This window comes from Bacillus sp. NTK074B (assembly GCF_017303375.1).
Classification (GTDB): Bacteria; Bacillota; Bacilli; order Bacillales; family Bacillaceae_B; genus Rossellomorea.
This window is the reverse complement of sequence record NZ_JAFKOH010000207.1, coordinates 1-259: the sequence shown is the minus strand read 5'-3', so window position 1 is coordinate 259 and position 259 is coordinate 1. Positions and strand designations below refer to the sequence as shown.

At 42.5% G+C, this 259-nt stretch carries 1 tRNA gene; it reads right to left on the bottom strand.

The annotated features are described in order from the left end of the window. A tRNA-Ile gene (locus tag JI667_RS22030) sits at positions 1-73 on the bottom strand. Positions 74-259: the final 186 nt, after the last annotated feature.

The window sequence follows — 259 nt, the reverse complement described above, 5'->3', positions numbered from 1 at the left end:
GGGCCTAAGTGGACTCGAACCACCGACCTCACGCTTATCAGGCGTGCGCTCTAACCAGCTGAGCTATAGGCCCATATTCCATAAAAATGAATGATAAGCAATGCTTACCATTGTTTGTTTGATGATTATTTTGCTTTCGCAAAAAATCTTATTGAACCATCAAAACTGAACAAAACTTCGACTGTCAAACGTTTTAGTAAATCTTCCTTAGAAAGGAGGTGATCCAGCCGCACCTTCCGATACGGCTACCTTGTTACGA